Raw genomic sequence first — 22320 nt, 5'->3', positions numbered from 1 at the left:
GAGGGTGCCATGCGCATTGCACGAGACCTTGCTGACGCCGTAGGAAAAACTCCGTTGATCCGGCTGCGCCGTGTCAGCGAAGAAACCGGGTGCGAAATCCTTGGGAAGGCCGAGTTCATGAACCCCGGGCAGTCGGTCAAGGATCGCGCGGCGCTGTTCATCATTCGCGACGCCATTGCGCGCGGCGATCTCAAGCCGGGTGGGACGATTGTCGAGGGGACGGCGGGCAACACGGGCATCGGTCTGGCGCTGGTCGGCGCGTCGATGGGGTTCAAAACCGTGATCGTCATCCCGGAAACCCAATCCGAAGAGAAGAAGGACATGCTGCGCCTCGCCGGGGCTCAACTGGTTCAGGTTCCCGCTGCACCTTACCGGAATCCCAACAATTTTGTGCATTACTCTCGGCGACTGGCCGAGCAGTTGGCCAAGACCGAACCCAATGGTGCGATTTGGGCAAACCAGTTCGACAACGTCGCGAACCGTCAGGCGCATGTCGAGACCACTGGGCCGGAAATCTGGGAGCAGACCGACGGCAAGGTCGATGGATTCATCTGCGCGGTCGGATCGGGCGGAACGCTGACCGGTGTGGCCGAGGCTTTGCAGCCCAAGGGCGTCAAGATCGGTATCGCCGATCCGATGGGCGCGGGTCTCTATTCCTATTACACGACGGGTGAAATCGCGATGGAGGGTGGCTCGATCGCCGAGGGGATCGGCCAGGTCCGCATCACCAAAAACCTTGAAGGGTTCAAGCCCGACCACGCCTACCAGATTACGGACAACGAAGCGTTGCCCTATATCTTCGATCTTCTGCGCGAAGAGGGGTTGGTCATGGGTGGATCCACCGCAATCAACATTGGCGGCGCTGTGAGGCTGGCCAAGGAAATGGGTCCGGGTCACACCATCGTCACCGTGTTGTGCGACTATGGCACGCGCTACCAGTCGAAACTGTTCAACCCCGACTTCCTGCGTGAAAAGGAACTGCCGGTTCCAGAGTGGATGACTGAGGCCCCGCGAAGCATTCCGGGTGTTTTTGAGGACGTATGATGCTGCGGCAGTTTCTCGTTTTACTGGCATTTGCGTTTGTGGTCGCATTTGGCGTCGCAGGCGGAGCCTCGGCGCAGCTGACCGACCGTCAGAGCGAGTACTACCAGGGATGGCTCAGCACCGCCGAGCGTGCCGAGAAGGTGATCGAAGCCAATCGGGCATCGAATGCCTCGATGGAGAAATTGCGCACTGAAATAAGTGGTTATCGGGACGACTTCAATCGCGCACGAAGTGCGAACACGGATCGCATTCAAACGCTGGAAAGCCAGCTCAAGGCATTGGGGCCCAAACCCGATGACGGATCTTCGGAACCCGAAGACATCGCAAGCTTGCGAGAGAACCTCGAGCAGCAACTCAACAGCCTGAAGGTGCCGCGGATCATCTCGGAAGAGGCCTACAGCCGTGCCAACGGCCTGATCAGCGAAATTGACAAGATCATCCGTGAACGGCAGCGGAAAGAGTTTCTTGAGCGCGGGCCATCGCCGCTCAACCCGGCGCATTGGGCGCCTGCCTGGGTGGACGTAACCGAAGCTGGCCGTGCATTGATGAACGAGACGAAGGCCAACATGCGGTCGGCCGTTGTCCGTGAAAAGCTGAAAGAGAGCGGACTTGCCATCGGTATTCTGCTCGCGGTGGCCTCGATCCTGCTGCTGTTCGGGCGATCATGGTCTGAGAAAGCTGGGGACTATCTGCGGCGGTTCGGAGGCTCCGGGCGTGGCGTATGGACATTCGTCGTGTCGCTGTTCCGGATCATCCTGCCATGGTTCGGGGTTGCCATCATCGTTCAGGCGGTGGTCATGACCGGAGTACCGGGGTTGCGCGGCACATTGCTGATCCAGGAAATCCCGTATTGGGCCGCGATCATCCTGTTTTACGACTGGATCGGTCGTCAGGTCTATTTGATGGGCGAAGAACGGGGTTTCAAAGTCCTGTCAGCAAATACGATCAAGGAACTGCGGGTTTATCTGGATCTGCTCGCGCTGATGCTGATCCTGCATGAACTGGGCCAATTGTTCGAACGGATCGAAAACACGTCCGAGGCTACTCGCGCCGTTGTCAGTTTCCCCGTCATACTCGTGACAGCCCTGTTGCTGCTGCGGATCCGCCAAATCCGCCGCCCCGAAGGATCTGAGGACGAGACTGAGCAGAGCCAGTCAGCACGGGCAGCCGGGTTCAGCCAGCTGGTCGAACTGCTCCGTCGGGCGCTGTTTTTCCTGGGCATCGCAAGCGTTGTCCTGGCTGCCATTGGCTATACCAATGCCGCCGAAGCGATCGTGTTCCCATCGGTCAAAACGCTGGTCCTGATAACGGCCATCGTCATCTTCCAGCGGTTCATTAGCTCGATTTATGGCTGGCTGACGGGGCAGGGCGACGCGGCCAGCGACTCGTTGTTCTCGGTGCTGGTCGGGTTCGTTCTGGCCATTCTGTCGTTGCCCATTCTGGCGCTGTATTGGGGCGCGCGCGACTCGGACCTGCGCGAGGCGTGGTCCCGGCTTCTGATGGGTTTTGACATTGGCGGCGTGACGGTCTCGCCCAGCAACTTCCTGACTTTCGTGGCCGTATTTGCGATCGGCTACATGCTGACCCGACTGCTGCAGAGCGGTTTGCGCAACTCATTGCTGCCAAAAACCAGCATCGATCCGGGTGGGCAGAACGCAATCGTCGCAGGCACGGGCTATGTGGGAATTTTCCTTGCGGCGCTGGCCGCGATCATTGTCGCGGGCTTTGATCTGTCGTCACTTGCCATCGTCGCGGGTGCGTTGTCTGTGGGCATCGGTTTCGGATTGCAGACAATCGTGTCGAACTTTGTATCGGGCATCATCCTGTTGGTCGAACGGCCGGTCGCCAAAGGGGACTGGATCGATGTCAACGGGATGATGGGCTATGTGCGCGACATCTCGGTGCGCTCGACACGGGTGGAAACCTTTGACCGGACCGATGTGATCGTTCCGAACTCGGACCTGATCAGCGGTGTGGTGACCAACTATACCCGCGGCAACACCATCGGACGGGTCATCGTTCCGGTTGGCGTCGCCTATGGGACCGACACTCGCAAGGTCGAGAAGATCCTGGGCGAAATCGCGAATGCGCATCCGATGGTTTTGGCCAACCCGGCACCCAACGTCGTGTTCCAGGGGTTTGGCGCGGACTCGCTGGATTTCGAAATCAGAGCGATCCTGCGCGACGTGAACTGGGTCTTGTCCGTAAAGTCGGACATGAACCACGAAATCAACCGGCGCTTCACCGAAGAAGGGATCGAGATCCCATTCGCACAGCGCGATCTCTGGCTGCGGAACCCCGAGGTTCTGGTGCAACCGGCCAACAAGGCAGCGAAGCCCCAACAGCCGGATCAACAGGAACCTGTGAAGACCGAGGACGCAAGCTCGGCGCCGATGGGCCTGACCGAGGCGGACATGGACGGAGACAACGGCGAAGAGCTGTAGTCAGAGGACTACAGCACCATCTCGCCGGCTGGACGAGACCGAAGCGACCCCGCTCAATCGTTTGGCGCGGGGGCGCTTCAGGCAACTTGCGTATCCCTTGGATTTCCGCGCAATCGGCCCTTGCAAATCCCTGTTCGTTGGTCCAAATATCGCCGGCACGGAGAGGTGGCCGAGTGGTCGAAGGCGCACGCCTGGAAAGTGTGTAGGCGGGAAACCGTCTCCAGGGTTCGAATCCCTGTCTCTCCGCCATTCACCTTGAATACCCACAGTTTTTGCGCACCGCGCGGGATCGGCAGTGTTTTGGCCCGGACACCTTGGGCGAACATGTGTTGTGCGCTGGGATCCGTACTGCCGGGCGGTGAGGCGGTGTACCGGGATTGTTACGTATCGGGGAACTGCACGGCCAGTTCTGTGCTTTTAGGGACGGCTTGGCAGGTCAGAACTTCACCGCGTGCGATGTCGTTCTGATCGAGGGCCATGTGCGCCCGCATTTGAACCTGACCCTCTGTCCGAATTGCGCGGCATGCGCCGCAGACGCCTGACTGGCAGCTGAAGGGCGGCGCCAGTCCCGCTGCAATGGCGGCCTCCAGGATCGTTTGCCCAGCCTCAATGGGCACATCGCGGGTTTCCCCATCAAGCGTCACCCTCGCTGTGGCCGCCATGCCCGACTGGATCGTGTCCTGAGCTGGGTTGGCGCCGAAGCTTTCCATGTGGATGCGAGAATCGGGCACATCCAGCGCGTTCAGCGCTGCCCGGACGTCTGAGTTCATGCTGCCAGGGCCACAGACCCAATACTGGACGTCCTGCGCGATGGGGGGTGACTCTTCGATTGTCGCCTTGATCGCATCCGTATCAACGCGGCCGGCTCGCCAGGGGCTGAACCAGCTCAACAGCGATCGGGCAGACAAGACATGGCGCAGGGTGAACCGGTATGGGTTGGCCTCGACGAGGGCGTCCAGCGTTTCCCGAAACAGAATCTCATTCTCGGACCGGTTGCCGTAGATCAGGTGGGCGACGGAATGTGGCTCGTGGTCAAGCACGGCTCGGATCATCGCATAAAGCGGCGTCAACCCGCTGCCCGCGCCAAAAAAGTAGTGGGTGCGTCGTGCAGTTGCGTTGGGTTCCAGCGTGAAGCGGCCAAAGGGTTGCATCGCCTCGACCGTATCTCCGGCGCGCAGGGTGTCGCCGATATGGTTCGACACCAATCCTTTGGAAACGCGTTTCACGGTGATCTGCAGCGCCTCGTTTGGCGGGTTGGAGATGGTGTAGCAGCGTCGCTGCTCTTTCCCGCTCAGGCCGAAGCGCAGTGTCAGATGTTGGCCGGGGGACCAGCGAAACAGCTCGGTCAGGGCGGGTGGTACGTCCAGCACGACGGTGGTTGCTTCGCCACTGATTTCAGGCCGGATTTCAGCCACGGACAAGGGGAAGAATTTACGGGTCACGTGTGGTCCTTTCCTGAGCAAAAGACGGCCATCTTCGGTCAGCGATAATCCATGGTGGTGTGCAGTGCGCGGATCACCCATTTTCGGCCTTTGCGCGTGAGCGAAAAGCGGTCGGTTTGCGCCATCGTACCTGCGTGCCCCTGCCAGTCGTACTTGACCGTGGTGACCGCTGTTGCCGTGGCGCTACTTGGCTCTTCCGTAATCACGATCCGCGGGGGTGAGCGCTCTTTTTCCACATACCCCTGCAGCTCTGGGACAGATTCAAAGCCGGGGTCGCCCTTTCGCTGGGCCCAATCGGCCACCGAATAGCTAAAGTGATCATCCGGCTGGCCCTGACCATATTTTACGGTGATCGTGTGGATCGCTTCGGGATTCCAGTCGCTCCAGGCGATCTGGGAGTCGGGGGCGGAGAGCTTACGTTCGGCAACCGCCTTCGGGTCGCTGCCGGGCGCGGCGAGAGCCAGTCCGCCTGCCAGGGCGATCCCAACCAAGCTGGCAAGAATGCGAAGGCTCACAGGATGACCTTTGGGTTCTGGGCAGTTGGGCGCGGGATGATTGGTGCCGGCCCAGGGATGGCGTTTGGGGAGAGTGTTTTGGGCCTGGTCATGTCTCGGCCTCAGCTTCCGCCATGAAGTCCAGAACAACTTGCTGATGCTGCAAAACCGGGCCTTCTCCGACAGAGGCCGGGCCGACTTCAAACAACGGGCTTGCCAAGGATTTCTGTTGCTGTTCGCAGGCATAGACATCTTCGGTCGTGAAATCGCCCGAGGCCATCGGGTCATCTTTGCCCAACGCATCGTCGCCTTTGTATTTCGGGCCACCGAAGTCACGCCAGAACGCGTAAGATGACCATTGCTGCCGCGAGTACTCCCACGCCGACGCGCTGGCCAATCTGGTGCGGTTCTCCACGCGTGTTCGGTCGGGCGCGAGGGGCGTGATGATGAAGATGTTCCAGCTGTCTTCACTGCCAGCCAAGCCAATGCCCGGAAACAGCATCGGCACCCAGGCGCCAATATGCGGTTTCGGGATTACCCGCGGGGTGGGCAGGTTTTTCTCGAGCGCGCGGGCATAGTCTGACGAGGGCGGCTCCCAAAAATGATAGTGTGGACCTTTCCAGCCATATTCTGCGCGACCGTGGTCATACATGTGAAGCGTGTTCGAATGCAGGTGGCTCAGGTGATAGACGTCGATGTAGTTCTCAACCAAGATCTTCCAGTTGGCGCGGATCTCATAGCATTGGCGGGCTTCGCCGTATTCGACCAATTCTTCGGGCTTGTGCGGGCCCAGCAACGGATCGACTGGCCCGAACCACTCCGCAAGGCTCGGCGCCTGCGGGTCAGGGTGCACGAAGATCATCCCGCGCCAGAGATCGACGCTCGTGGGTTTCAACCCGAGGCAAGACTTGTCGATGCCGTCAGGATATTCGCGATTTTCATCTGGGACCGAGATCAGGTTGCCTTCCAGATCGTAGGTCCAATCGTGATAGGGGCAGGTCAGTGCCTTCTGCGTTTTGCCCACTGCACGGATCAATTGGGTTCCGCGGTGACAGCAGATGTTGTGGAACGCCCGCAGCCGACGGTCGCGCCCCATTACGACGAAGATGTTGTTCAAACCCGCCTGGACCGAGATATAGTGTCCGGGCTCGGGTACATCCTCGGCAAACCCGGCATATCGCCAGGTGCGAGAGAAGATCAGTTCTTGCTCGCGGTCGTACCAGTCCTGCGCTGTATAGGCAGAGGCGGGAAGCCGGTGATACATTCGTGTCATGAAAACCTCTCAGACCAGCCAGGCCGGATAGATGGCCGGTGCGATGTCGGCGGTAACCATCAGGCCGCCTAAGACCATCCAAAGAACAGTAACGGTCCAGAACAGGAGTGGATCGGTGTCGCGGTTGACGGCATCGATCAGGAAAGCTTGGCCGCTGCGGATCGAAGGTATGGCCCACCAGAGGAATACCAGTCTCCAGGGCCACTGGAGCCCCAGCCATGTGGCCACCAAAAGAACGGGTAGGGCTGCGTAGTTGATCAGTCTGGGAAGATTGATCATGCGTCACCCTCCAAGCTTGCAAGCAACGCCAGCGCCGCCGCTCTTAGATCGTCGCGCCACTGAACTGGCGGTGAAATCGGGACAAGCGCGTCGATGTTTTGAGCGCAAGCGGTTACTCCATGGGCGACGGCCCGAATGCGTTCGGGAGGTGCCGATGGATATGCGCGTGCCAGAATACCTTCGATGACGGCCAGAAAGTCTGCGTAGCTGTGAGTCAGTTTGGGGCCCAGGTCAGGAATGCGTTCTGCGGCCGTTGCCAAAGCCTGCCAAGCCAGCATCAGCCGGGGATCATGGCCGTGCCCGTCGTCAAACAGGGCATCAATCAACTCAGATGGCTCACCCTGCGATCCGAATTGAGCCGAGACCGCCTCTGTCACTTCGGCAAAAGCGTTGATCACGTGGTCTGCCAATGCCGCCGTCATGTCATCACGGTTTCCCAAATAGTGGCGCAACAAGGGTCGTTTGACACCAGCCTCCGCCGCGATGCGTTCTTGTGTTGTGCCTTCCAATCCGAAACGGGCCACACAGGTCACGTAGGCATCGAGTATTTCAGCGGATCGTTGGTCTTTGAGCGTGGGTCGGGGCATTGGAGCTCCTTTATTGTCAAATTTGGCAAATAACTACAGCGTGAAAGTTGTCAATAATGAAAATTAACAAAGCAGGGTTGAAGACAGGTCAAAATTAGCCTGTCCCTGCTCAGGATTTGGCATGATGGGATGGTCGTCCGTGTCGGGTCTCGTCAGATCATACGACCGTTTCGCGCAACTGCGTCCGCGACGACGTTCTCCCACGCGGAGTAGACCCTCTCTGGAGAAAGAAGCGTCCTTAACTCATCGGATTCGTTTGCCATTCCCGCGCGGGCCGTCGGGTCATTGATCAGACGAATGGCGGCTTCTGCCAGTCCGGTGACGTCGCCGGTCGGTACCAGATAGCCATTTCGCCCGTGGCGGATGAATTCGGACGGACCATAGTCACAATCGAATGAGACGACTGGGATCCCGCTGACGACAGCCTCGGCGACAACATTGTGAAACCCTTCATATAGCGAAGACCCAACCACGATATCGGCGTCGTTTGCCCATTCTCCGACCCGGGCCGTATTGCCGGGCAAATGAACGCAACCCTCAAGACCGAGAGACTTGCGCAACCGCTCGAGTGGGGGACGCTCGGGGCCTTCACCATAGATCGTCAGGGTGATCCATGGGCACTCGGCATGGATCTTGGCCATGGTCTCCAGAAGAAGGTGAAAACCTTTCTGCGGCACCAGGCGACCAACCGAGACCAGGTGACGCGCTTTTTCGGAGTTCGACACCTGCGCCCGTGTGAAGGGCTCGATCGGGTTCGGTATGACCCGACCGCGACGGCGGAGCGGGCCAGGCAGATCCTCCAGACCTTTTTGTGTCAATGCAACGACAGCCTTCGACCTTCGGCCCAGAACGGATTGCAATCGCGCCCATCCGGGGTGTGCGTCCTGTAGACGTGGGTTGTTCCGTTCCGAAATGATGACCGGCAGCTTGGAGTCCAATGTGGCGATCAGGGTAACTACATTCACTTTGGTCAGAAACGAAATCACGACATCGGGGCGTAGGTCGCGAATGACCGAACGTACGTGCGTGATCCTGTTCAACTGTCCGCGCCTGCCTGATAGCGCACTGGTCCGCACTTTTTCATTCATCGAGAAATAGGGACCGTTTTCCGGCATGCTGAACGCCGTTGCGTGAACCTCGCAACCGCGTTCCACGAAATGGTTCGACAACATGGCGATGACTTTTTCCGCACCACCCGGACCGAACCCTGCCTGCACAAAAAGCAGCTTTAAACCATTCAACGACACAGTCCCCCACCGAAAATGGTAATTTACGCAGGGTAATTGAGCAAGCTTGAGATGATCTTTGCCAGAAATGTGCGCAAAAGCTGGCGGCAATAGCCGAACTCCGGCCGATTGGATCGCAAAGCGTGTTGTCAGAGCAGCAGGTGTTCGAACCGGTTACTTGCTGTGGCCTGTCATGTCGTACAGGGCTGAAATCTGTTCGGCGCTCAGCTGTCGAGGGGTCAGTCCTCGGGTTAACAGGGCGAGTTTTGCGGTTTCCTCCAGTTCTTCCATTGCGAAACTGGCCGCCCAGATGTCTTTGCCGGCAACCACAGGGCCGTGATTGGCCAGCAGCACCGCGCTGCGCTGTCCAGCCAGTCCCCGGACCGCATTGCCCATTTCAGGGTCGCCGGGCAGGAAGAATGGCAGCAATTTCACCCGACCGACCCGCATGATTGAATACGGGGTCAGCGGCGGCAGAACGTCCTCGGGGTCAACTTCGGGAAGCATGGACCAGGCCACCGAATGCGTCGAGTGGAGGTGGACCACAGCCCCGGTCTGCTGCCTTGTGTCGTAGAAGGCCGAGTGCAGCGGGACTTCCTTGGTCGGTAAGTCGCCATCAATGTGCTGAAACCGGGCATCCAGATGGCTGATCCGCGCCGGGTCGAGAAACCCCATCGAACTGCCGGTCGGCGTAACCAGGATCGTTCCGTCGGTCAGCCGGGCCGAGATGTTGCCCGACGCACCGCAGGTCAGCCCCCGGTCGAACATCGACTTTGCAAGCAGACAGATTTCTTCCCGCAGCTTCGCCGCCTCGCTCATTGTTGCCGCTCCATTCTGTTCAAGGCGTCCGCAAAGAAATCGGGGCCGCCGAAATTGCCCGATTTCAGCGCCAGAGCAACGGACGGGGTGCCGGCCAGGAGTACCATGGGAACGCCGGCTGCCAAGCGGGGGCCGATCTGCAACTGCTGTGCGCGCAGTCCCTGGACAACCGCGCCCGAAGTCTCACCCCCTGCAATGACCATCCGGCGGAAGCCCGCGGCCCAAAGGCTGCGGGAGAGATCGGAGAACAGGTTTTCGATGGCTGCAGATGCCTCTTCCTTGCCGAAGCAGTCCTGTGCTTGCCTCACGACTTGTGGATCGGCCGAAGAGTAGATCAGCGGCGGTTGTTTCTGCTCGAGCGCCCAGTTGACCAATTCTTCCACCGAGATCGAGCCGCTGACCGCGTCCCGCGCGGTGACCTCGCGGTGTGGGGCGATGTCCCGGTAGCGCGAGACTTGCTCTCGGGTGGCGCGACTGCAGGATCCTGACAGCACGATGCCGGGTCCGGACACTCCGTCCCACTGTGGGTGTCGCGGTTCGAACCCAAAATTTGCCGGCAACCCAAGCGCGATCCCGGACCCGCCGCAAAGGAGCAGGGTATCGCGGGCAGCCTTGCCGATTTCCAGCAGGTCTGCGTCGCGGATCGCGTCGACAATCGTATGACCTTTGGCAGGCAGGGCAGACCGAATGGCTGCAGCCCCCTGCATGACCACCAAGGCGGCCACATGATGAATCGGACGGGCGGACTGAGCGGCCAGCAGACGCCGGAGATCAGGGTCGGTCATCGGAGTCAGTGGATGGTTCTGCATGCCGCTTTCACTCAGCAACTTGTCCTGCACGAACAGGTGCCCTTGGTAGACGCTGCGCCCATTTTCAGGAAAAGCCGGGCAGACGATTGTGGTCGGAGCGTTCAGCCATTCCGACAGCGCATCCAGAACCGGACCAATATTGCCCTTTGCGGTGCTGTCGAAGGTCGAACAGACCTTGAAGACGATTTGCTGCGCACCCTGGGACAGCAGCCAGTCACAGGCCGCCAGACTGTCGCGCACCGCCTCGTCAACCGGGGCCGTGCGTGACTTGAGCGCAACCACGGCCGCATCAAGATCCTGGTCCGCGTGGCCCTTTGGGATGCCAACAAACTGGCTGACGCGCATGCCGCCCTCAGCGAGGGTCAGGCCAATGTCGGATGCGCCGGTGAAATCATCGGCAATGACTCCGATCTTCATAGTTTGATCTCTCTGATTGGCCCCGTGTCCAAACGGTTGATGTGGTCGGCTGGTCCCGGGGCAAAAACGGACCGGACCAGCGGATCGTGGCCTGGGATGATCAGGCCAGGGGCAGACGCGAGGCTTTGCAGCTTGTCAAAGCCGTCCAGCATGTCCTGCAGGTCGACCACAATGGGAAATGGTTTTCGGGCCATGAAGTTCTCGTAGTAATGCGATGCGTCCGACGCCAAAACCATCCAGCCGCTGGCAGTTCGGACCCGTACGCATTGCAGCCCGCGGGAGTGGCCGCCGATGCAGTGGACCGTGACACCGTCGGCCAACTCGGCGTCGCCGTCGTGGAAAACCACTTTGCCGGAATAGAGCCGCTTGACCGCCTCGCAGATATGACCGGCCGAAAACGGCGCGCGCAGAGTGTCGTGGCACATGCAGGGACCCGTGGCAAAGGCCATCTCGGCCGCCTGCATATGCAACGTGGCATTTGGAAACAGGTGCAGACCCCCTGCATGGTCATAGTGCAGATGCGTGACGATCACTTGCTGAATGGCCTCTGGCGCGATCCCGAATGGTCGCAAGGCATCACGTGGATCCATGGCAATAGGCCGTCCGCGGCTCAGCCCTTCGTCGGTGTCATATCCGGTATCCACCAGAATGACCTGCGTGCCGCGCCTGAGCAGCCACAGGTAGTAGTCCATGGCATGAGGGGCCGCGTGATCGTCATCCATTATGAAGCTGTCGGCGCGGGTGCGGGCATTTCTGTCCGCATATTTGATGGCATAGACTTCCCAGTCGTTCATCGCATGACCTCGGAGAACGTGTTGACCTGCTTTCGGACCACCATATCCGAAACCGCCAGATCGAATGTCTTGAAATGCGGACTGTCCAAGTGGATCCTGAAAGCGTCGACGTTCGAGTAGATCTCATACAGAAAAACGATGGCCGGATCGTCCCCTGCGCAGACGTCAAATTGCAGGCACCCGGGCTCGTCGTTCAACGACGTGCGTGCGTTGTCCAGCATCAGAGGCAGGAAACGCTCGCGTGTCCCGGGCTTCAACTCGAAGGTTACGGTGACGGCATACATCAGGCGGGTGCTCCTTTCAGACGGGCGAACAGACGTTTGACCGGAGGCAATTGGCTGAGGATCAGCGCCAGGTTCAACACCAGCAGAATGGCTGCTCCGGGTCGAGAAACAAATACTGACAGATCACCATCCGACAGGAACAGTGACCGGCGGAATGTCTCGTCGAACAACCCGCCAAGGATGACGCCGATGACCAGTGGCGCAATCGGATATTTCATCAGGTTCATGAAATACGCCACGAAGCCGACCCCCAGCATCAGGTAAAGGTCATTGATGCCGCCACCCACACTGAATGAACCAATCGTGGTCAGAACCATCACGACGGGCAAGAAAACAGTTTGCGGGATTTTGAGAATCTTGATGAAGACCCGCGCGGTGAAAAGGCCCATCAGGAACATCGTCAACGATGCCAGCACCAGGATGGCCACGACCCGCAGGATGATTTCGGGGTCGATCGTTGGGCCGGGGATGACGTTGTTGATTTTGAACGCCCCCAGCAGCGCGGCCGCGGGTGGTGAGCCGGGGATGCCCAGCACCAACAGGGGGATCAGTGCGCCGCCGATACAGGCGTTGTTGGCTGTCTCTGAACACAAAAGCCCGTCCAGTGAACCTTTGCCGAAGTTCTTCCCATCCTTCGAAACGGTTTTGCCGACACCGTAGCTGACCCATCCGGCAACATCCTCGCCGACGCCCGGCAGGGCACCAACGCCGGTGCCGATCACGCCGGACCTGCCGATGGTGGGCAGGTGACGGCGGACCGTCGAGAGATTTGGCAGGATCGAGCCTTTCAGAGCCATGACCTTGCCGGCTTCGACATGGCGCAGGCCTTCGATGATCTGAGGGATCGCGAAGGCCCCCATGAGAACAGGTACCACCTGGAACCCGCTCAGCATGTAGGACCAGCCGAAGGTGTAGCGGGGCTCGGACAGCAAGGGGTCAAGTCCGACCATGGCCATGGCAAGCCCGATCAGACCGGATATCCACCCTTTGAGCACCAGGTCCTCGCTCATGAGCGTGCCAGACAGAAGGATACCGAACAGGGCCAGTAGCGCCTTTTCGGGGCTTGCGATGTTCTTTGAAACAAGCAGCAGCGCCCAGACGAAGATCAGGAGCGTGAGTGTGCCGATGATGGTCCCGATGAAACTGGCCGTCGTCGTCAATCCAAGCGCCTCACCTCCGCGTCCGGCCTTGGCAAGCGGGTGACCGTCCATTGCGGTGGCGGCGCTGGCGGCGGTACCCGGGATGTTCAGCAGGATCGAGGGATAGGACCCGCCGTAAATCGCCCCCACATATGCGCCCAGCAGTGCGATCAAAGAGTAATCCAGCGGGATCTTGTTGCCGAAGAATCCGGTCAGAATGGTCACGGCAAGGGTCGCGGTCAGGCCGGGCAGGGCACCGAATGTTATGCCCAGAAAGACCGAAAAAACCAGATAGAGATAGGTCAGCGGATCGGCGACCAGCGCAGCGAAGGCATGGCCGAAACCCGCCAGCTGTGACAAGACGAACTCCATGGTCTTAGCCTTTCCAGATCGGGCGGAGCGTCACGTAATAGTGGTACTCGATTTGTTGAAACAGCAGGCCACCGCGCGCCGGAACATTCTGGCGAAACCCGAAGGCCATGGCGCAAACAAGAATAAACGGGGCCAGGACGGCAATGTAGGGAACAACCCGCAAAAGCCGCTCGGACCGGGCTTTGATCAAAACCGGGATCGTCAGGGCAACCCAAATGCCCAACGTGATCCAGTCGTCCGCATGTGCGTTCCAGTCGGCTTGAGCAGGGTAGAGCAACCAGGACGTGAACCCAGCCAGGCAAACGGAGCCGCAGGCGATCATCGCGCGCCGCGGGTGCCCACCGTAATACCCAAATATGAGAGCGGTGATCAGAAGGCCGGAACACAGGATGAAATCGACGCGCGGCACCAGCCCGCCCACATAAGCCAGAAGGATCAGGCCAATGGTGGAAAAGCGAAATGCTTCGTCAGGGTTCCAGCCGATGCCAGCCGCACCAAGGGCGTGCCGCGCCCCGCCGGACCGGACCGAGATCACGAACAGCGCGATCGAGAGGCACAACAGGCCCACAAAGATGAACAACGGAACAATGGCTGCCGAGTCGTACCATTGGGTACCGCTGACCCCCGCCTTGTTTTCTCCCCACAGGGGGATGTCCATGGTCTCCCACAGGAAGAACACTGATGTTGCCCCCAAAACCAGCGACGCCCAGAAATCCCGTGCGCGCAGGACCAGAATGTCCTCAGCCTTTTCCAACTTTGCCCTCCCGTGCAAAAAAAAGGGGCGCGGAACCGCGCCCCCAAGATCGTTTGTCGCTCAGGGCTTCTCGATGCCCAGAGAGGCCGGATCGACGGTCGTCGCACCCAAATCTTGCAGGGTGTATGCAAAAGTGGATTCCAGCGTCGAGAACAGCTTCTGCGCCTCGGGTCCGTACTGTCCGCCGATGTCATAATTGTTTGCTGCGGCCCAATCGGCCACGGCTTGCGAGGCCATGGCTTTCTGGAACGCATCCGCCAGTTTTGCCTTTACATCGTCGCTTGCCGAATTGTGGACCGCAAAGCCGATTGCCTGTTTCAGCGGCAAATATTGGTCGAGCCCGTCATAGATGCCAAAGGCCGAAGGAACGGTCATTCCCGCGATTTCCGCGTTTTCAGGTGTCAGCATCGCCAGGGGGCGCAACTGTCCGCCCTCGATCAGCGGGGCCTGTTCCGCCAGCGAGGTCACGACCAGCGCAACTTCACCGGCGATGGCGGCCTCTTGCCCCGGAGCTGAGCCTTTGTAGGGGACGAATTTGAACTCGGCGCCCGAGCCCTTTTCGATGGCCAGCAGGTTCAGGTGGTGTATGGATCCCGCACCCGAGGCTGCCGCCGGGATGGTTCCGGGCGCGGCCTTCGCCGCGTCCACCAGCTCTTCAAGGCTGTTGTAGGGGCTGTCGGCTGGAACCGAGATCAAATCAGGCGAGCCGCCAACGATGAACGGATACCAGTAGTCGAACTTTTTGTCCCAGCCGCCCTGGACGGCGGCGGTCACGTTCGATTCGGAAAGTCCCACCAACGTATAGCCGTCATCAGGCTGGTTCATGACGTAGACCATTCCGTTTGAACCCGCCACGCCTCCGGTCTGGTTGATCACGTTGATCGACACCGGCAGATGTTTCTCCATCTCGGCCATGATCATCCGGTTGATGGTGTCGGTACCGCCTCCGGCGCCCCAGACGACGGCGGTGGTAATGTCCCGGTACGGATATTCCTGTGCGCTGACGAGCCCTGCGGCACCTGCCGACATTAGGGCGGCCGCTGCCAACCTTGCGATTTTCGACTTCATCTTTTCCTCCCAGATGCAGTGATGTGTTTGTTGTTGCATTTAATTGCGTATACGTTACACAATGCGTTGTCAACGACCGGAATTGATATAAGGTCGAACGCAAGAACACAGGAAAAGGACGCAGGGCGCAGATGGCCGAGAGACTAGAGATTGCAGTGTTCCACGGGGACGGGATCGGCCCGGAAATCATGGCTCCGACGCTAAGCATCCTTGCGCAGCTGTCGGAGCAGACCGAGGACTATACACTTGAGTTTCGGGAGGTTCCGGCCGGGGCAGCCCACTATGCGCAAACCGGAGAATCATTTCCGAAAACGTCAATGGATGCGGCGCGGCAGGCAGATGCCATTCTACTGTCCGCGATGGGTTTGCCGGACGTTCGGTACCCGGATGGGACCGAGATTTCACCTCAGATCGACCTCCGCAAGGCGCTGGGGCTGTTTGCCGGCGTGCGCCCTGTGCGGGTGAGAGCTGGGCAAGCAACACCGTTGGCCCTGCCGCCTGGCAAGGAAATTGACTTCGTTCTAATCCGCGAAAGCACTGAGGGGTTGTTTCACACCCAGGGGTGCGGAGAAGTGACCGAGGACGAGGCGCGCGAGACGCTGCTGATCACCCGAGAGGTCTGCGAAAAGCTGTTTCGGTTTACCTTCCAGTTGGCGCATGACCGAAAAACGTCCGGGCGGGGTCGGGGTCGTGTCACCTGTGTGGACAAGGCCAATGTCTTCCGCGCCTTTGCATTCTTCCGGGATCTGTTCGATGCCGAGGCAGAGCGTCACCCGGATTTGGTTGCGAATCATGCCTATGTGGATGCAACGGCCTTGTGGATGGTTCAGAAGCCTTGGGAATTTGATGTTCTTGTCACGGAGAACATGTTTGGAGACATCCTGTCTGACCTTGGGGCCGGTCTGATGGGAGGGCTGGGTCTGGCGCCCTCGGCTGACATTGGTCTGGATCATGCGGTGTTCCAGCCCTGTCACGGATCCGCCCCTGACATTGCCGGGGAAGGCATCGCCAATCCGTTTGCCATGTTCCAGTCGGCGGCGATGATGCTGGAATGGCTTGGGTTGCGGCATCAGAACCCCGCGTTGTCGCGCGATGGGCAACGGTTGCACGCGGCAGTCGACAGCGTCGTGTCCGAGGGCCGAATTCTGACCCGTGATCTGGGCGGAGAAGCCGACACGCTGGCCGCAGCGCGGGCGGTAGCGGACAGGGTGTTTTTGGCGTGAGCAGCCAGCAGTTCATTCGGGTCGCCTGTGTCGGCGCCGGCTATTTCAGCCAGTTCCACTATGGCAGCTGGCGCCGCATACCGCAGGTTCAACTGGTCGCCGCATGTGATCGCGATCTCGAGAAGGCGGCCGCCACTGGGTTGCCTGCCTATGATGATCTGCCGTCGATGCTGACCCAGGAAACGCCCCAGCTGTTGGACATAATCCTACCGCCTGATGGTCATGCCGACGCAATTCGTGCCGCGCTGGACGCAGGTGTGGGTTGGATCCTGTGCCAAAAACCGTTCTGTCGATCTCTGGCAGAAGCGGAGGATGTACTGCAGGACGCCCAGGACGCCGGAGCCACCGTCGTTGTCCACGAAAATTTTCGCTTTCAGCCGTGGTATCGGGTGATGAAGGACGCCCTGACACGCGGGGATATCGGGACACCGCTGCAGGCCACGTTCCGGCTGCGCCCGGGCGACGGGCAGGGGCCTCGCGCTTATCTTGATCGGCAACCCTATTTTCAGAAAATGCCGCGTTTTCTGATCCACGAAACGGCGGTGCATTGGGTCGATACGTTCCGGTTCTTGTTCGGCAATCCGGTCTCGGTTTATGCCGATCTGCGGCGGATAAACCCGGTCATTGCCGGAGAGGACGCAGGCTATGTCATCTTTGAGTTCGAAAACGGGTTGAGGGCCGTGTTCGATGGCAACCGGAACCTGGATCATGCCTCGAACAATCTGCGCCGCACCATGGGGGAGGCCCTGATCGAAGGCACCGGCGGAACGCTGACGATGGATGGCTTTGGCGCCGTTGGGCTGCGGGAATTCGGCAGCCAGAGCAGCGTGCAGTTGCTTGCGCCCGATAAATGGGAGGGCTTTGGTGGCGATTGCGTGCACGCATTGCAGCAGCATGTCATATCCGGTCTTCTAAATGGAACGCATTTGGAAAATACTGGCCCGGACTATCTGGACGTTATCCGCATTGAGCAGGCGATCTACAGATCTGATGCGGAGGGCAGGAAAATCGTTTTGGAGGCCGAATGAAAAACGAGACCGGCAAGGCTCTCTCGAATACCCAGCGCGCGGTGCGGGACTTGCGGCGGATGATCCTGACCGGAGAGTTGGCCGCGGGCACCGACCATCTGGAAACCGAGCTGGCCGAGCAGTTGGGGATGTCGCGCACGCCGGTTCGCGAAGCAGCGCTGATGCTGGAAAGCAAAGGCCTGTTGGAAATGCGGCCGCGCAAAGGGGTGCGGATCCTACCGGTATCGCCGGATGACATGCGCGAGATCTATGACATTCTGACCGAGTTGGAGAGCCTTGCAGCCGAACGCGCGGCCAAGGCCGGATTTTCTGAACAGGACCTTCAGCCGTTGGCGGACTCGATCGCCCAAATGGATCGCGCCATCGGTGAGGAAGACCTGGAGGCGTGGGCCAAGGCCGATGACCTGTTCCACCGCGAGCTTGTCCGGTTGGGTGGCAACCGGCGGGTGGAAAGCATCGTGTCCATGATGAGCGACCAGGTCCGCAGGGCGCGGGCCTCGACCCTGTTCATCCGCCCGTTGCCGGTCAAGTCGAATGAGGATCACCGTGCGGTCTATACGGCAATCCGCGACGGCAAACCTGATGTGGCGCGCGACCGGCATCGCCAGCACCGGCTGCATGCCAAATCCGTCATCATCGACATCTTGGATAAACATCGGCTGAACAAGCTTTAGCCAGTCAGTTCGCTCACCCCGCTGGCCGTAGATCTGCCGGCTGTGCAATCTGGACTTCCGGTCCCAACTGGGGATATGGCCAATAAAGCGGCGCGCGATGCGAAAGGACTTCCGGTGCAGATAACCCAGCAGATGGCAGGCGACAGCGTCTATTACATCAATCTGGACCGTGTGCCCGAGCGCCGGGCGTTCATGGAAGCGCAGTTTCAGAAGGCGGGCCTTGTGGGTGCGCATAGGATTAGCGCCACGGATGCCAGTCAGTCGGGCGCGTTGGAGCAAAACGGATATATCGCGGGAACGGGAACGCGCTGGGGTCTGACGACCAGCGAAATCGCCTGTTTCGAAAGCCATAGATCGGTTTGGCAACGGATCGCCGATCGGAACCTTCCAGCCGCTGTCGTCTTTGAGGATGATGTGGAAATGTCCTCTGAAGCTGGCCGGGTGATCACCGAAGTGCTGAACCACCCGGAAGCCTATGATTGCGTCAAATTGGATTACTCGCCCCGGTCACTGCGTTTTGGGCCGGAGACCGGGATCGGAAATGTCCGCGTGCGCCCAATGTTGGAAATGGCGCCAAGTGCGGCGGCCTATGTTCTGTCACAGGCAGGCTGCCGCAAATTGTTGGCCTGGTCGCAGAGATATTCTGACCATCTCGATGATTTTCTGTCCTTGCCGCGCAGGAATTGGAACATGTTTCAGTGCTTTCCGGCTGTTGGTGTCCAGATGATCTGGTCGGGACGGCAGGAGCAGATCGACGAACCGGTCAAAAGCAGCGAACGAACCCAAAGCGCAGCCACAAACAGCGGATTGGACAAGGGCCCCACGTGGTTTCGGCTGCGGCGCGAGCTTCAGTCGGCCGGCCGAAAACTGAAATGGAAGCTGGGCGGTCAGGCGCGGCTTCTCCAGCGCGGCGGCATGGTGGACTTCATTCCCTGTGCCGACGATCTGATCGTGCGCCCTTGGTCCTGAAGTCTTTGTGCCAGTGGTGAAAAACCAAGCGGTTCCAACCATCGGCGCCAGTCGCAAAGTGCATAAACGTTAACAAAACTCTCGATTTGATATAACCTCGCAGTGTTATTGCGCGATTTGTTGGGGTTTTGGTGTGGGTCAAACGATTTACGAGAAATACGGCGGGTTCAAAACCATCAGCCGGATCGTGATGACATTTTACGAAATGGCATTGGAATCGGATGAGATCGGAGGCTACTTCGAAGATATCGACATGCCACGGTTGATTGATCACCAAACCAAATTCGTTTCGTCTCTGGTGGGTGGTCCCGCGTCTTTCAGTGATGATCGGATCGAGGCCGTGCATCGGCACCTCAACATCAGCCACGATGATTTCGACGAGATGGCTACGCTGTTCGGCGAAGCCCTTTCAATTCATGGAATGACCGAAGATGACGTGCAGGTCGCGCTGGCTGCGATCGAAGGCAAAAGGGCGATCATCGTTGCCCGGGATGCGGCATGAGCATCCTGGCCATCAACGAGCATCTGCTGCGTGCCATCGGGGTCGGTGTAGCGGTATTGCGGGCCTCGGACCTGACCTTCGTGTTCCACAATGGTCCATTTGCCGAATGGTTCGGTAAACCCGAGCCCGGCCAGACACTTTTGGATATATTGCCGGATCTCGACCAGCGCGAACTGGATGACGTCAAACAATCGGGCCTGCGATACTCGGCCGAGCTGCAGATGAAGCCCAAGCGCCGCACGCTGATCTTCGCGGTGACGATTTCCTTGGCCAACGGGATGGATGAGCAGGTTCTGGTTGTCGAATGTCAGAACATAACGAAAATTCGTGAGCTGGAAAGCATGATCGACAGCTATTCGACCATGGTCGAGCGCAACACCCGCGAGTTGGAAAGAGAAAAAGAAAGGGTCGAACGGCTTTTGCTGAACCTGATGCCGCGTGCGGTTTATGAGGAGTTCAAAACCTTCGGCGTAGTGACGCCTCAGCTGTATGATCAGGTTTCCGTGGTCATGCTGGATTTCGTCGGCTTTACGGATTTTGCGGCAAAAACCGACCCTACGGTCACCCTCAGCGAGTTGAATGACATCTTCACCGCCTTCGACCGGATCGTCGAACAGTTCGGGTGTGAACGGATCAAGACGATCGGAGACGCTTATCTTGCGGTCTCAGGCATGCCCGACGCCACGCCCGACCATGCCACGGCGGTTGCGCATTGTGCGGTCCGATTTCTGCGGTATCTGGAACGGCGCAACGAAAGTCATCCGCACAAATGGCAGGCCAGGATCGGGCTTGGAATGGGGCCCGCCGTAGGGTCAGTGGTAGGGATCCAGAAATACGTCTATGACGTTTTCGGACCGGCCGTGAATATAGCATCGCGGTTGCAGGTCTTTGCGAACCCCATGAACATCGTTGCCCCGGAAGAGATGAAATATGCCCTGATCGATGAATTCCAGGTCTCGGACCTGGGTCCGGTCGACATCAAGGGGATGGGCATGATGGATCTGATCAATGTCACCTCACGGCTGAACGCACCGCATGCCAGCCGGATGTTTTGACGATCATTCGTCGGGCGGCACCAGCCCCAACCCTCTGAGGTAAATGCCGATCCCGGATTCCAAAAGGTCTTCGGGCGGGAAAGGCGAGCTGGCCCCTGCATTGCGGGCATAAAGCTCTACGACACCATGGCTCATCGCCCAGATATGCGCACTGAACATAGACGCCGGTGGGCGCTTTTCCGGCGGGATGTGTTCTGAAAGATCGGCCGCAGCCATTTCCAGAACCTCCTTTGCCCGGTTGGCGGCCAGCGCCAGCTCGGGCGTCCGGTTGACCGAGATTCCGCTTTCGAACATCGAGATGTAGTGGCCGGGGTGCTTGCGCGCAAACGCCAGATATGCGCGCCCGGTCGCTTCGAAAGCAGCCAGCGCCGAGGGCTGCCCCTTGTCATAGGCATACTGCATGAGGTCTGCGAACATCTCGAACCCCTGACGGGCCGCCTCGGCGATCAGATCCTCGCGACCCTGATAGTGCCGGTAAACCGCGGCTGGGGTGACGCCGGCCCGTTTTGCGGCCTCAGACAATGTGAAGCCGGTCGGACCTTTTTCTTCGATCAGCGAGAGGGCGGCGTCGATCAGCGCCTGTTTCAGATTTCCATGGTGATAGCCGCGTTTGGTCATTCCGACGGCACCTGCCTGTGGTTGCGTGCTCTTTTACCAACCAGACATAATGCACGCGGCGCAGCAGGTCCAATCCCCGGGGCATGATCGGAGGGGCCACCGCTTGACCAAAGGCGCCCTAGACTACGCATCCCAGATTTCCGGTCCGCCACAAATCATCGGGTCGGGCTCTCCAACGGCTTCGGTGTCCTTTTCGTCATAGTCCAAGATCGACAATACCGCCCGGATTGCCGCAAGCCGGGCGCGCTTCTTGTCGTCCGAGCGGATGATTGTCCAAGGGCACAGATCGGAATGAGAGCGTGTCAGAGTTTCGGAAATCGACTGCGTGTATTCATCCCATTTGCCCAGACCGGCGATGTCTATAGGGCTCAGTTTCCATTGTTTCAGCGGGTCATTCTCGCGCGCGAGAAACCGGCTGAGCTGTTCTGCGCGGCCGACGTTGAGCCAGAATTTGAACAGGTGAATGCCGTCATGCACAAGCCCGTTCTCCAGTGGCATGACCTGCCTGAAGAAGCGTTCCCGCTGGTCTGCGGTGCAAAACCCAAAGACGTTTTCGACGACCCCCCGGTTGTACCAGCTGCGATCGAAGAAAACGATCTCGCCAGCCGATGGCAGGTGCTGGATGTACCGCTGGAAATACCATTGGCTGCGCTCGGCGTCGGAGGGCTTGCTGAGGGCGACATTGCGGGCGCCGCGCGGGTTCAGGTTCTCCCGGAACCGCTTGATCGTGCCACCTTTGCCCGCTGCATCCCGACCCTCGAACACGATCGCGATGCGTTGTCCGGTTTCCTTGACCCATGCCTGCATCTTGACCAGTTCGATCTGCAGGGCCTCCATCTGCTTTTCATAGTCCTTGCGCTTCATCCTCTCCTGATATGGGTAGCTGGGGTTCAGGATGTCACCTTTTTCAGCGTCCTCGATGGCCTTTCGTACGCTCTCGGGAGCGTCGTTCCGAAAGTAGCTGTTGATTGCTCGGTCCGCTGCACGGGTCATGAGTTGCCTCGCC

At 59.3% G+C, this 22320-nt stretch carries 23 protein-coding genes and 1 tRNA gene; 9 read left to right on the top strand and 15 right to left on the bottom strand.

Translation table 11 applies throughout. From position 1 onward, the window contains the following. The first annotated feature begins 9 nt into the window (after window positions 1-9). The 3 genes from ACR0NB_RS05920 (at window position 10) to ACR0NB_RS05910 (ending at window position 3737) form a co-directional block, all read left to right on the top strand. Window positions 10-1044 carry a cysteine synthase A gene (locus ACR0NB_RS05920; RefSeq protein WP_480775165.1) on the top strand — a complete coding sequence of 345 codons (1035 nt, stop codon included), beginning with the start codon at window positions 10-12 and terminating at the stop codon, window positions 1042-1044. After that, window positions 1044-3488 (top strand): DUF3772 domain-containing protein, encoded by a 2445-nt coding sequence (locus ACR0NB_RS05915; RefSeq protein ID WP_480775164.1) that lies wholly within the window; start codon window positions 1044-1046, stop codon window positions 3486-3488. The genes ACR0NB_RS05920 and ACR0NB_RS05915 overlap by 1 nt, the downstream gene beginning before the upstream one ends. Window positions 3489-3647: 159 nt before the next feature. Continuing rightward, window positions 3648-3737 (top strand) — tRNA-Ser (locus tag ACR0NB_RS05910). Between the two features lie 131 nt (window positions 3738-3868). Here the strand turns inward: ACR0NB_RS05910 and ACR0NB_RS05905 are convergent. From ACR0NB_RS05905 to ACR0NB_RS05845, 13 genes are all read right to left on the bottom strand, one after another. Further along, entirely contained in the window at window positions 3869-4930 is a 1062-nt protein-coding gene (locus ACR0NB_RS05905; RefSeq protein WP_480775163.1) for a 2Fe-2S iron-sulfur cluster-binding protein, read from the bottom strand. A gap of 38 nt (window positions 4931-4968) precedes the next feature. After that, window positions 4969-5445: a hypothetical protein gene (locus ACR0NB_RS05900; protein ID WP_480775162.1), complete on the bottom strand. Its 477-nt coding sequence runs from the start codon at window positions 5443-5445 to the stop codon at window positions 4969-4971. Window positions 5446-5533: 88 nt separating this feature from the next. Beyond that, window positions 5534-6697 (bottom strand): aromatic ring-hydroxylating oxygenase subunit alpha, encoded by a 1164-nt coding sequence (locus ACR0NB_RS05895; protein ID WP_480775161.1) that lies wholly within the window; start codon window positions 6695-6697, stop codon window positions 5534-5536. A 9-nt stretch (window positions 6698-6706) separates the two neighbouring features. After that, the gene (locus tag ACR0NB_RS05890) at window positions 6707-6976 is read right to left on the bottom strand and encodes a hypothetical protein (RefSeq protein ID WP_480775160.1); all 270 of its coding nucleotides are present in this window, start codon (window positions 6974-6976) and stop codon (window positions 6707-6709) included. Continuing rightward, window positions 6973-7563, bottom strand: a complete 591-nt coding sequence (locus ACR0NB_RS05885) for a TetR/AcrR family transcriptional regulator (RefSeq protein WP_480775159.1) — start codon at window positions 7561-7563, stop codon at window positions 6973-6975. Before ACR0NB_RS05885 ends, ACR0NB_RS05890 begins: the two co-directional genes overlap by 4 nt. Window positions 7564-7715: 152 nt before the next feature. Continuing rightward, window positions 7716-8900, bottom strand: a complete 1185-nt coding sequence (locus tag ACR0NB_RS05880) for a glycosyltransferase family 4 protein (protein WP_480775158.1) — start codon at window positions 8898-8900, stop codon at window positions 7716-7718. 63 nt (window positions 8901-8963) lie between these two features. Next, window positions 8964-9608: a 3-oxo-tetronate 4-phosphate decarboxylase gene (otnC, locus tag ACR0NB_RS05875; RefSeq protein ID WP_170338922.1), complete on the bottom strand. Its 645-nt coding sequence runs from the start codon at window positions 9606-9608 to the stop codon at window positions 8964-8966. After that, window positions 9605-10834: a 3-oxo-tetronate kinase gene (gene otnK, locus ACR0NB_RS05870; protein ID WP_480775157.1), complete on the bottom strand. Its 1230-nt coding sequence runs from the start codon at window positions 10832-10834 to the stop codon at window positions 9605-9607. Before otnK ends, otnC begins: the two co-directional genes overlap by 4 nt. Then, window positions 10831-11628 carry an N-acyl homoserine lactonase family protein gene (locus tag ACR0NB_RS05865; protein ID WP_480775156.1) on the bottom strand — a complete coding sequence of 266 codons (798 nt, stop codon included), beginning with the start codon at window positions 11626-11628 and terminating at the stop codon, window positions 10831-10833. The genes otnK and ACR0NB_RS05865 overlap by 4 nt, the downstream gene beginning before the upstream one ends. After that, the gene (locus ACR0NB_RS05860; protein ID WP_480775155.1) at window positions 11625-11912 is read right to left on the bottom strand and encodes a putative quinol monooxygenase; all 288 of its coding nucleotides are present in this window, start codon (window positions 11910-11912) and stop codon (window positions 11625-11627) included. The genes ACR0NB_RS05865 and ACR0NB_RS05860 overlap by 4 nt, the downstream gene beginning before the upstream one ends. After that, the gene (locus ACR0NB_RS05855) at window positions 11912-13423 is read right to left on the bottom strand and encodes a tripartite tricarboxylate transporter permease (RefSeq protein WP_170357619.1); all 1512 of its coding nucleotides are present in this window, start codon (window positions 13421-13423) and stop codon (window positions 11912-11914) included. Before ACR0NB_RS05855 ends, ACR0NB_RS05860 begins: the two co-directional genes overlap by 1 nt. A 4-nt stretch (window positions 13424-13427) precedes the next feature. Next, window positions 13428-14177, bottom strand: a complete 750-nt coding sequence (locus tag ACR0NB_RS05850; protein ID WP_480775154.1) for a hypothetical protein — start codon at window positions 14175-14177, stop codon at window positions 13428-13430. A 60-nt stretch (window positions 14178-14237) separates the two neighbouring features. Next, a complete protein-coding gene (locus ACR0NB_RS05845; protein ID WP_170597962.1) occupies window positions 14238-15245 on the bottom strand; it encodes a tripartite tricarboxylate transporter substrate binding protein in 1008 nt (335 codons plus the stop codon). A gap of 131 nt (window positions 15246-15376) precedes the next feature. Here ACR0NB_RS05845 and ACR0NB_RS05840 point away from each other — a divergent pair, with 131 nt between their 5' ends. The 6 genes from ACR0NB_RS05840 (at window position 15377) to ACR0NB_RS05815 (ending at window position 20696) form a co-directional block, all read left to right on the top strand. Continuing rightward, window positions 15377-16468, top strand: a complete 1092-nt coding sequence (locus ACR0NB_RS05840) for an isocitrate/isopropylmalate dehydrogenase family protein (protein WP_480775153.1) — start codon at window positions 15377-15379, stop codon at window positions 16466-16468. Beyond that, a complete protein-coding gene (locus tag ACR0NB_RS05835) occupies window positions 16465-17496 on the top strand; it encodes a Gfo/Idh/MocA family protein (protein ID WP_480775152.1) in 1032 nt (343 codons plus the stop codon). Before ACR0NB_RS05840 ends, ACR0NB_RS05835 begins: the two co-directional genes overlap by 4 nt. Continuing rightward, a complete protein-coding gene (locus ACR0NB_RS05830; protein ID WP_480775151.1) occupies window positions 17493-18170 on the top strand; it encodes a GntR family transcriptional regulator in 678 nt (225 codons plus the stop codon). Before ACR0NB_RS05835 ends, ACR0NB_RS05830 begins: the two co-directional genes overlap by 4 nt. Window positions 18171-18284: 114 nt before the next feature. Next, window positions 18285-19139, top strand: a complete 855-nt coding sequence (locus ACR0NB_RS05825) for a glycosyltransferase family 25 protein (RefSeq protein WP_480775150.1) — start codon at window positions 18285-18287, stop codon at window positions 19137-19139. 133 nt (window positions 19140-19272) lie between these two features. Next, entirely contained in the window at window positions 19273-19641 is a 369-nt protein-coding gene (locus tag ACR0NB_RS05820; protein WP_170338900.1) for a group I truncated hemoglobin, read from the top strand. Further along, complete coding sequence (locus tag ACR0NB_RS05815) at window positions 19638-20696, top strand: adenylate/guanylate cyclase domain-containing protein (RefSeq protein ID WP_093961896.1); 1059 nt, start codon at window positions 19638-19640, stop codon at window positions 20694-20696. Before ACR0NB_RS05820 ends, ACR0NB_RS05815 begins: the two co-directional genes overlap by 4 nt. A gap of 3 nt (window positions 20697-20699) precedes the next feature. On the opposite strand, the gene ACR0NB_RS05810 is transcribed toward ACR0NB_RS05815, so the two are convergent. Together ACR0NB_RS05810 and ppk2 are read right to left on the bottom strand one after the other, a co-directional pair. Then, window positions 20700-21314: a TetR/AcrR family transcriptional regulator gene (locus ACR0NB_RS05810; protein WP_093961897.1), complete on the bottom strand. Its 615-nt coding sequence runs from the start codon at window positions 21312-21314 to the stop codon at window positions 20700-20702. A gap of 123 nt (window positions 21315-21437) precedes the next feature. After that, window positions 21438-22307 (bottom strand): polyphosphate kinase 2, encoded by an 870-nt coding sequence (ppk2, locus tag ACR0NB_RS05805; RefSeq protein ID WP_480775149.1) that lies wholly within the window; start codon window positions 22305-22307, stop codon window positions 21438-21440. Window positions 22308-22320 lie beyond the last annotated feature (13 nt).

The sequence above is a fragment of the Ruegeria sp. CG3 genome (assembly GCF_056537205.1).
Note: the sequence above shows the minus strand (reverse complement) of the source record. Positions and strands in the feature narration are given on the sequence as shown.